Origin of the sequence: Arthrobacter sp. SO5, from assembly GCF_020532805.1 — a bacterium.
In the GTDB taxonomy this organism is placed as follows: Bacteria; Actinomycetota; Actinomycetes; order Actinomycetales; family Micrococcaceae; genus Arthrobacter.
The window spans coordinates 77758-78781 of record NZ_MQTQ01000101.1 but is presented as its reverse complement, the minus strand read 5'-3'; the positions used below and the strand labels follow the sequence as shown (position 1 = coordinate 78781).

Below are 1024 nucleotides of genomic sequence, written 5' to 3'. Positions count from 1 at the left end.
TCGCCGCTCCGGAGGCTTCGCGTTCGGAGACTTCACGGGAGAGCACGGCGGCCAGGTACTCCTCGTGCGACCAGCCGGCGTCCCGGGCCTGGTCCCCGAGACGGCGGAACCCATCGCTGATCCGTGGCGCGCGCAGAGCCCGGGCGTAGTACTCGATCTGTGACGGTGTCCCGGTCATGAGACCACCTCCAGGACCAGGTTCGGCTGCTGGCCGAGGTCGATGCCGAAGATCTCGTCGTAGGCGGCCAGATCCCGCACCTCCACAGATTCTGGCGGTTCGGGACGGCGCACCCGCTGGGTCCGGAAGTCCCGGCGCATCACCGCCGCGCGGGCCACGTGGGCCGGATCGGTCACCACCAGATGCCGGGCCCAGGCCCGGACGTGCGTGGCGATGATGACGCCGTCATGGGTGACCCAGACAGTGTCCAGATCAGCGGCGACATCAACGATCCGCCCAATGAACGACGGGTCCACGGAATAGTCGTTGGAGAACACCCGCACGTAGTAATCCCGTGGCAGCCGCACCGCGTTGCGGAACGCCGTTTCCGGGCTTACCGGCGGAAGTTCCCGCATCCTTTCCCGGTCCAGGACGATCAGCTCGTCAGGGCGGCCGTGGCGGGACCGCGAGTACCGGTGGTTGGCCTTGGGAAGCCAGTCCTCCAGCTGGCCGTTGAAATCCGCTGGTGAGCGGAAGTCCCGGCCCGGCATGAAGCGTTGCCGGAAGAACCTGTTCATCCGCTCGACCATGCCCTTGGACTCCGGATCCCGCGGCGGCAGCAGCTTGATCTCCAGCCCGAGGGACCCGGCGAACGCGGCCACCGGCTGGGTCGGCCGGCGCCGGCCGATGCCGGACTCGTTGTCCCACAGCAGCCGGGACGGAACAGCCTGCGCGTCCTGGAGAAGAGTCCACATTCCGCCCAAAAGGTCCGGCGTCGTCCGTGAGGGCAGCATCCGTGCCTGGATGAATCCCGAGAACGCCGAAGTCATCACCAGCACCGGTGGCGTGTCGTTCTGGCCTGCACCG

Annotated in this window: 1 protein-coding gene; it reads right to left on the bottom strand. The window is 67.9% G+C overall.

What is annotated here, in order from left to right:
• Nucleotides 1-174 precede the first annotated feature (174 nt).
• The coding region (locus tag BJG92_RS17455; protein WP_232085240.1) for an integrase core domain-containing protein at nucleotides 175-1024 on the bottom strand (850 nt) is incomplete at its 5' end.